This window comes from Brevundimonas sp. (assembly GCF_032017145.1).
In the GTDB taxonomy this organism is placed as follows: domain Bacteria; phylum Pseudomonadota; class Alphaproteobacteria; order Caulobacterales; family Caulobacteraceae; genus Brevundimonas.
Genome location: NZ_DALZQC010000132.1, coordinates 1 through 8,285, shown reverse-complemented (window position 1 = coordinate 8,285; position 8,285 = coordinate 1). Strand labels below are relative to the sequence as shown.

At 67.3% G+C, this 8,285-nt stretch carries 11 protein-coding genes and 1 pseudogene; 11 read left to right on the top strand and 1 reads right to left on the bottom strand.

Going from position 1 to position 8,285, the window contains the following annotated elements:
* The 4 genes from RTU05_RS16025 to RTU05_RS16010 form a co-directional block, all read left to right on the top strand.
* On the top strand, positions 1 to 376 hold a 376-nt coding region (locus RTU05_RS16025; RefSeq protein ID WP_312599331.1), incomplete at its 5' end, for a translation initiation factor IF-2.
* A gap of 80 nt (positions 377 to 456) precedes the next feature.
* Complete coding sequence (locus tag RTU05_RS16020; protein ID WP_312599330.1) at positions 457 to 1,059, top strand: hypothetical protein; 603 nt, start codon at positions 457 to 459, stop codon at positions 1,057 to 1,059.
* Between the two features lie 63 nt (positions 1,060 to 1,122).
* A complete protein-coding gene (locus RTU05_RS16015) occupies positions 1,123 to 1,755 on the top strand; it encodes a LysE family translocator (protein WP_312599329.1) in 633 nt (210 codons plus the stop codon).
* A gap of 99 nt (positions 1,756 to 1,854) precedes the next feature.
* Complete coding sequence (locus RTU05_RS16010; protein WP_312599328.1) at positions 1,855 to 2,424, top strand: CC0125/CC1285 family lipoprotein; 570 nt, start codon at positions 1,855 to 1,857, stop codon at positions 2,422 to 2,424.
* Between the two features lie 58 nt (positions 2,425 to 2,482).
* On the opposite strand, the gene RTU05_RS16005 is transcribed toward RTU05_RS16010, so the two are convergent.
* Positions 2,483 to 3,250, bottom strand: coding sequence for a DUF6065 family protein (locus RTU05_RS16005; protein WP_312599327.1), 768 nt, complete (start codon positions 3,248 to 3,250; stop codon positions 2,483 to 2,485).
* Between the two features lie 37 nt (positions 3,251 to 3,287).
* Here RTU05_RS16005 and RTU05_RS16000 point away from each other — a divergent pair, with 37 nt between their 5' ends.
* From RTU05_RS16000 to RTU05_RS18335, 7 genes and pseudogenes are all read left to right on the top strand, one after another.
* Complete coding sequence (locus RTU05_RS16000; protein ID WP_312599326.1) at positions 3,288 to 3,818, top strand: prolyl-tRNA synthetase associated domain-containing protein; 531 nt, start codon at positions 3,288 to 3,290, stop codon at positions 3,816 to 3,818.
* A gap of 544 nt (positions 3,819 to 4,362) precedes the next feature.
* Positions 4,363 to 5,268, top strand: coding sequence for a co-chaperone YbbN (locus RTU05_RS15995; protein WP_312599325.1), 906 nt, complete (start codon positions 4,363 to 4,365; stop codon positions 5,266 to 5,268).
* Positions 5,269 to 5,284: 16 nt separating this feature from the next.
* Positions 5,285 to 5,941 carry an LON peptidase substrate-binding domain-containing protein gene (locus RTU05_RS15990; RefSeq protein ID WP_312599324.1) on the top strand — a complete coding sequence of 219 codons (657 nt, stop codon included), beginning with the start codon at positions 5,285 to 5,287 and terminating at the stop codon, positions 5,939 to 5,941.
* Positions 5,942 to 6,004: 63 nt separating this feature from the next.
* Positions 6,005 to 6,199 carry a Trm112 family protein gene (locus RTU05_RS15985; protein ID WP_166621975.1) on the top strand — a complete coding sequence of 65 codons (195 nt, stop codon included), beginning with the start codon at positions 6,005 to 6,007 and terminating at the stop codon, positions 6,197 to 6,199.
* A 170-nt stretch (positions 6,200 to 6,369) separates the two neighbouring features.
* Positions 6,370 to 7,323: a glutathione synthase gene (gshB, locus tag RTU05_RS15980; protein WP_312599323.1), complete on the top strand. Its 954-nt coding sequence runs from the start codon at positions 6,370 to 6,372 to the stop codon at positions 7,321 to 7,323.
* A gap of 61 nt (positions 7,324 to 7,384) precedes the next feature.
* Positions 7,385 to 8,029: pseudogene (locus RTU05_RS15975) on the top strand (magnesium chelatase domain-containing protein); the annotation flags it as partial.
* 5 nt (positions 8,030 to 8,034) lie between these two features.
* On the top strand, positions 8,035 to 8,285 hold a 251-nt coding region (locus RTU05_RS18335), incomplete at its 3' end, for a recombinase family protein (RefSeq protein ID WP_409411640.1).

Sequence of the window (8,285 nt, the reverse complement as noted above, 5' to 3'; positions counted from 1 at the left end):
CCCGGCCCCCGCCGCCCAGCCCGCCGCTCCCGCGCCCGCCGAGGCGGCCGAAAGCCCGGAAGCCGCCGCCTTTGAAGCCAAGGGCGAGGCTTTCGGCGAAAGCATGGAAGCCATGGCGACGGAAATGCAGGCCGCCGCCGCCCAGGCCGACAAGGCCAAGGCCAAGACCGATCTGGACGCCCTGCAGGCGCGTTATCAGGGTCAGGCCGATACCTTCGCCGAGGAACTGCGGACCTATGCGGTCGCCCAGGGCGCCCCGGCCGATCAGATGGCCATGGCCGCCACCCAGATCAAATCCATCCCCGCCATGGTCCGCGCCAAGGCCGAGGAAGCGGCCGCCGCTCCCGCCGCATCGGCCCCGGCCCAACCGCAGTAAGGCCGCCTTACCGCGATTTCACTTGAGGCGGGGCCGCCGAGAGCGGAGTTTGCACGGGTCATTTTTGGGGGAGCTGTCCCATGATCCGTCTGCTCGGCCTCGGCGCCGCCCTGCCTCTGGTGCTGATCAGCCTCGCCTCGCCTGCGGCCGCCCGCGTCCAGGACGCGCCGACCGCGGCGGCCGAGGCCCGCATGGAGGCCGCCTCCACCGCCTTCGAGGCGCGGATGGAGGAGTTCGGCAAACGCGCCGAGGCGCTTTCCGAGGACCCCAGCCTCAGCGAGGCGCAGCGGGGCAGCCGCATCGCCGCCCTGTGGAGCGAATACGCCCCGGACGTCGCCGCCTTCACCGCCGAGACGGCCAAACACGCCGGCGAAATGGCGGCCGAGGCGCTGAAGAACATCGATGTCGACACCCTTGTCGCCGACGCCCTGAACGACCCGGAGGTCAAACAGGCGATCGAGGACGGCGCGCGCTACGGCTCGGTCGTCGGAACCGGCATCGCGCAGAACGGAACCTGGGCCAATCCCGATCCCGAGCAGATGGTCACCTATGGGCTGATCGCCCAGTATGCGCTGGATCAGGCCGCCGACGCCGTCGACCCTGAAGCGGTCGAGGCGCCCGAGACGGTTGAGGCCGCCGCGCCGCCTGAACCGCCCCAAACGCCCCGCCGTCCGCGCGCCTGATTTCCGGGCGCGGCTGACGCGCACGGCTTGACCGCGCACGGCGGACCGGCGACATCGCGCCGCATGTCCGCCCTGCCCGTCGATCCGCACCTGTATTCGACCTTCCTGGGCGTCATGGCGGTGATGGCCGTCACGCCGGGTCCGGCCAATCTGTTCGCCGTGGCGACCGGGGTGGAGAAGGGCCGCGCCTCGGCCCTGGTCGGGGTGCTGGGCATGAATGCGGCGACCCTGGTCTGGTTCGGCGCGGCGGCGCTGGGTCTGGGCGCCCTGGTCAAGGCCTTTCCCGCCGCCTTCAAGGTCATCGCCGTGCTCGGCGCCCTCTATGTCGCCTGGCTGGGGATCAAGGCGTTGCGCGGCGCCTACGCCACCGCGGCCCAGCCCGACCATGTCGTGGTTCGCCGGGGCCGCAGCGCCCTGGTCGACGGTTTCGCGGTCCAGATCGCCAACCACAAGGCCATCCTGTTCTTCACCGCCGTCCTGCCGCCCTTCGTGGACGTCAGCCGGCCGGTCGCGCCGCAGATGGCCCTGTTCGCCGTCGCGGCCATCGGCATGGATATGATGTCGATGAGCGCCTACGCCCTGTCCGGCGCGGCCCTGTCGCGGCGGATGCAGCAGCCCCGCTTTCGCAAGGGGTTCGGCGTCTTCGTCGGCGTGCTGCTGATGACGGCGGCGGTGCTGATCGTCGCAAGGCTCTAGAAATGGCGACGCTTCGTCCTAGATTGGATTGGAACGCCGCCGTTCATGCTCCGTTCAGCCGTCAGCGCGCCCGAATGGGCGATCAAGGAGTTTGATTTCATGAAAGCCCTACCTTTGAAGACCCTGGCGATGACGGTGGCTGCGGGGCTGGCCCTCGCCGCCTGCGCCACCGCCACCCCGTATCAACCCGCCGGCCTGAACGGCCAGCGCGGCGGCTATGCCGAACAGCGGCTGGAGAACAACCGCTTCCGCGTCAGCTTCGCCGGCAATTCCGTCACCTCGCGCGATCAGGTCGAGATGGGCCTGCTGCTGCGCTCGGCGGAACTGACGGCCGAAAGCGGCTATGACTGGTTCGCCACCGTCAACCGCGCCACCGACCGCGACACCCGCTTCGTCGGCACGCCCGACCCCTTCTACTCGCGTTACAACAGCTTCTATGGCCCCTACTGGGGTCCGTCGTGGCGCTACTACCGCGGCGGCTTCTGGAGCCCGTGGGACCGTTGGGGCTGGGGCGCCAGCGACTTCGACGTGCGCCAGGTCGACCGCTTCGAGGCCAACGCCGAGATCATCATGGGCCGTGGCGCCAAGCCCGCCAACGACCCCAACGCCTTCGACGCGCGCGAGGTGATCCAGAACCTGGGTCCGCAGGTCACGCGCCCGACCTCGTAAACGACGGCCTTCGCCGCCGTATGCTCAAGCCCTCTCCCTGCCGGGAGAGGGCTTTTGTCTATCCGACGCGCGGCGACTTCAGCCGGCGCTTGTTGGAGTGGGTGGCCGGCGCGGCGCCCAGGTTTTCCGGCACTTCGCCCTTGAAGTAATACCGCTGCCACGCCTCCTTGGCCGCATCGGGATCGCCGCCGGCCAGACGCTGGTTGAAGTCGGTGCGGGCGCGGTTCCAGGCCTCGAACTGGCCCTTCATCACCGGGTTGGATTCCAGCGTGCGGATGATCGGCTGGAACTGTTCGACCTTCTTGTGTTCGATCAGATTGATGAAGCAGAAGGGCTCGCCCTTCTCGAAGGTGATCCGTCCCGGCCGGGTGAAGATCCAGTTCATGGTGAAGGGGAAGGGCAGCCAGTCGGTCTCGATCAGGCCGACCAGCGGCTGGATCCCGTCCTTCACATGGTTGGGCGACCCCGAACACATCATCCCCCAGCCCGGCGGCGTGCGGAACAGATACTGGGGATGCATGGTCATGACCCCGCGCGAGAAGTGCGAGGTGACGAAATGGTCCAGGTCGTGCTGGGGCCGGTCCGGCGTGATGACGATGTCTTCCTGGCGCGGGCCGCCGTTCCACTCGGCCGAGAAGCCGAACGGGCACAGGATCTCCCACCCCGTGGTGTTGGCCATGTTCAGCGGCAGGCAGCGATAGGGGTGGCGGCTGATGAAGGCGTCCATCCAGTTGCGCGACTGGCGGCCGGGCACCAGGTCCGGCGGCCGGGCCGTCATCGGATAGCATTCGAGTTCCAGCGGGCGCGTGTTGACGGTATCGACCATGGACATTTCCTAACGCCCGAAACCCAACGGCTCAACCATGACCGACGCACCCGCGCCCACCCCGTCTTTCGACCGCGACCGACTGACCGCCTGGCTGGCCGACAACGGCGTGGACCATGTGACCCACGACCACCCGGCCGTCTTTCGGGTCGAGGAAGGGTTGGACCTCAAGGCCGGCCTGCCCGGCGCCCACACCAAGAACCTGTTCCTCAAGGATCACAAAGACCGGCTTTGGCTGATCTCGGCGCGTCAGGACACGATGATCGACCTGAAGCGCGCGGCGGGCGCCATGGGGTCGGGACGGCTGTCGTTCGGCAACGAAATCTTGCTGTGGGAGACTCTGGGCGTCCGCCCCGGCTCTGTCACGGCGCTGGGCCTGATCAACGACACCGACCGCCGCGTCACCTTCGTGCTGGACCGCCGCCTGTGGGACGCCGCTGTCGTCAACTTCCACCCCCTGACCAATACGGCGACCACCGCCCTGGATCAGACGGCCTTCCGGCGAGTGCTGGCGCTGCTGGGGCGGGAGCCGATCTTGGTGGATTTCGGGGCTTTGGGGGACGTTTGATGCAAGATCGTTGGACAATAACAATGTGGGCGCTGGCGATAATCTCACTTGTAGTCGCGACCCTATCTTTCTTGGGGGTGAACAACCTGATTCGAGAGACTTGGATCTGGGTCACGTCTTCGTACGCGTGGTTGCCGCTCGTCGGCCTATCAACCTTCGTCATGTTGCAACGCGGCGTGCGTGAACATCAAACGGCAGTGCTCCAGGGCCGCGATGATTGGTACAAGCCCTCATTGGCGCTTAGAGGCTGCCTAGGCCTGGCCACCTTGATCGGCCTAGCGTCATATTTCTGGCAGGCCGGCTAGCTTTGCTTTTGCGCGGTCGTCACCGCTTGACGCCAACCGCTTGAACCTCGTGGCCAAGGCCCCATCTCGCAAATCATGGAGCGAGCGCGCGGCGACGAGAGGCGATTTTAGACGAATTAGACGGTGTTTTTTCATGACCACCGTCTGAAATCCCGGCGCGACCTTTTCGCGGCTTGATGCCGACGCATCCCGACGCCATCTGAACCGTTGAACCTGACCGATCTCTGCGGACCTCGCCCATGACCCTGCTCGACCCGACCCTGACCCCCGACGCCGCCGGCGACCTGATCAAGGAAGGCGCCGACGCCTCCTTCATGACCGACGTGATCGAGGCGTCGAAGATCCAGCCGGTCATCGTCGATTTCTGGGCCACCTGGTGCGGGCCGTGCCGGACCCTGGGGCCTGCGCTTGAGAAGGCCGTACGCGCCGCCAAGGGGGCGGTGAAGATGGTCAAGATCGATGTGGACGCCAACCCGGCCTATGCGGGCCAGTTGCGGGTGCAGTCGATCCCGACCGTCTACGCCTTCGTCAACGGCCAGCCGGTCGACGGTTTCCAGGGCGCGATCCCCGACAGCCAGATCAAGACCTTCATCGACAAGCTGACCGGCGGTCAGGGGGGCTCGACCGAAACGGCGCAACTGCTGGAACTGGGCGAGGAATCGCTGGGCCTGAACGATTTCGGCGGCGCGGCCCAGGCCTTCGCCCACGTCCTGTCGATCGAGCCGGAGAACGAAAAGGCCATCGCCGGCATGGCGCGGGTCTATCTGGCGGGCGGCGACCCCGAACAGGCGGCCCAGACCATCGCCATGGCGCCGCAGGATTCCAAGGAGCCGACGGTCCAGAGCGTGCGCGCCCAGCTGGCCCTGGCGTCGAAAGCCCCTTCCGGCGCCTCGGCCGAACTGGAGGCCAAGGTCGCCGCCGATCCGAACGATCATCAGGCCCGCTTTGATTTAGCCGAGGCCCAGAGCGCGGCCGGCGACTTCAAGGGCGCCGTCGACAACCTGCTTCACATCGTCAAGGCCGACCGCGAATGGAACGACCAGGCGGCGCGCAAACAGTTGCTGGTCATCTTCGAGGCGGCGGGCCTGAGTTCCGACGTAGCCAAGGACGGGCGACGCCGACTGTCGTCCATCCTGTTTTCATAAGCGCATCGAGGGCTTCATGCCGCAGGGCTATGTCAGGGCGCTCGATCTGCCGCAGGTGATCCCGGTCTTTCCGCTGGGCGGGACCATTCTGCTGCCGCGCGGCCAGCTGCCGCTGAACATCTTCGAGCCGCGCTATCTGAACATGGTGGACGACGCCATGGCGGGTGATCGGATGATCGGCCTGATCCAGCCCAACGGCGGCACGGCGGCCCACCCCACCTTGTCGTCGGTCGGCTGCGCGGGGCGGATCACCAGCTTCGCCGAGACGTCCGACGGCCGGTATCTGATCACCCTGACGGGGGTGTCGCGGTTCCGTATCGCCGCCGAACTGCCGTCCAAGGCCCCTTATCGCCAGGTGCGCGCGGCGTTCGACGCCTATGAGGCCGATCTGACGACGCCGGCCGACGAGCCGGATTTCGACCGCCACGCCTTCCTGGACGCCCTGCGCGCCTATATGGCCCATCGCCTGCTCGACATCGACTGGGAGACGGCCGAGACCGCGCCGATGGAGGCCCTGGTCAACAGTCTGTCGATGGCCCTGCCGTTCGAACCGGCCGAGAAACAGGCCTTGTTGGAGGCCATGGGCCTGATGCCCCGCGCCGAGGCCCTGACCGCGCTCCTTCGCATCGACGCCGCCGATGGCGGTGACGACGCCGCGCCGTCCATACAGTAGCGCGATGCGACAAGGCCCCCTACAACGGCCTCAAACAGCGCTAAGCGCGTCAGGCCCGGAACAATGAGCGACGCCTTCAACACCCCCGTTTCTGTCGATCCCCGCCTGCTCGAGGTGCTGGTCTGCCCGGTCACGCGCGGCAAGCTGACCTATGACCGCGACGCCAATGAGCTGATCTCGGCGGGCGCCAAACTGGCCTATCCGATCCGCGAAGGCGTGCCGATCATGCTGGCCGAGGAAGCGCGCCCACTGGACTGATTCGCCTGCCCACCGCCCGTCATCCTCGCCCTTGTGGCGAGGATCCATACGCTCGGTTCATGTCGTGCCTCACGATATCGACGGCGCGTATGGATCCTCGGGACAGGCCCGAGGATGACGAGGAGGAGGGATCGCCCTCACTCCATCCACCTGCGCCCAAGGATCCATTCATGCTGAAAGTCGCCATCCAGATGGACCCGATCGAGGCCGTCGACATCACCTCGGACACCAGTTTCCTGATGGCCGAGACGGCCCAGGCGCGGGGGCACAGACAGTGGGTCTATGACTTCCGCACCCTGGCGCTGGAGGAGGGGCGCCTGTTCTGCCGCGCCCGGTCGATCACCGTGCGGCGCGAGGCCGGGAACCACGTCGACTTCGGCGACTGGGAAAGGCTGGACCTGGCCGAGGACGTCGACGTCATCCTGATGCGTCAGGACCCGCCGTTCGACATGGCCTATGTCACCGCCACCTATCTTTTGGAGACGGTCCACCCCAGGACGCTGGTGGTCAATGATCCGGCCGAGGTGCGTTCGGCGCCCGAGAAGCTGATGGTCACCGCCTTCCCCGGCCTGCAGCCGCCGACCCTGATCTCGGCCGACCCCGTCGCCCTGACCGCCTTCCACAAGAAGCATGGCGAGGTGGTGCTGAAGCCGCTGCACGGCAACGGCGGCTCGGGCGTGGTCAAGCTGCGCGCCGACGACCCGAACCTGGACGCCCTGATCGAGATCCATGCGGCGGGCAGCCGCGACCCGCTGGTGATCCAGAAATTCATTCCCGCCGTGACCAAGGGCGACAAGCGCATCATCCTGATCGACGGCGAGCCGGTCGGCGCCATCAACCGCGTTCCGGCGGCGGGCGCGGTGCGCTCCAACCTGCACGTCGGCGGCACGGCCATGCCGGTCGAACTGACCCCGCGCGACCTGGAAATCTGCGCCGCCATCGGCCCGACGCTGAGGGAACGCGGCCTGATCTTCGTCGGCATCGATGTGATCGGCGACTATCTGACCGAGATCAACGTCACCTCGCCCACCGGCGCCCAGCAGTTGAAGACCTTCACCGGCATCGACGCCACGGCCCTGATGTGGGACGTGATCGAAAGGAAGCGCGCCGCCCAGGTTGCGTGAACGCCACTTGCATTAGATTTCAGTTCATGGTTCGTTCTGCCGCTGGAGCGGGAGAACGAACATGGTCGCGCGCGTCGTCACGGTCGCCTTCGACGGGGTGGAAGCCCGGCGCGTGGACGTCGAGGTCCAGCTGATCGGCAATGACGGGCCGACCATCTTCAACATCGTGGGCCTGCCCGACAAGGCAGTGGCCGAAAGCAAGGAGCGGGTGCGCGGCGCCTTCGCCGGCATTGGCCTGGCCCTGCCCGCCAAGCGGATCATCGCCAATCTGGCCCCCGCCGACCTGCCCAAGGAAGGCAGCCATTTCGACCTGCCTATCGCCCTGGCCCTGATGGCGGCCATGGGGGTGATCGCACCGGATGCTTTAGACGGCTGGGCGGCGATCGGCGAACTGGGGCTGGACGGCCAGATCGCGCGGGTCGGCGGCGCCCTGCCCGCCGCCGTGGCCGCCGACGCCATGGGGCTGGGCCTGATCTGTCCCGAGGCGACGGGGCCGGAAGCGGCCTGGGCCGGCGGAGCGCGCATCCTGGCGCCGCGCTCCCTGATCGGCGTGGTCAACCATTTCAAGGGAACCCAGGTGCTGCGCGCGCCCGAACCCGGCCCCCTGGCCCCAGGCGCCGCCGTTCCCGACCTGCGCGAGGTCAAGGGCCAGGAAAGCGCCAAGCGGGCGCTGGAGATCGCGGCGGCGGGCGGCCACAACCTGCTCGAACCATGGTCGATTGTCATGGTCCGGGCATGGTCTCCCGAACGATCCAGCCAACGATTCCTGCCACCGTCTATGTGCGCTGGTCGAGTGAAGCGCAGACAGGGCGCGACAGCCTTCGGCGCCAGCTTGAGGCGGCCCAGCGGTATGCGGACGAGCATCGTCTCCTCATCGTCGAAACCATCATCGACGAGGCCGTCAGCGCATTCTCTGGGCACCATCTGACGCGGGGTCGGCTCGGACAGTTCATCCGTCGTGT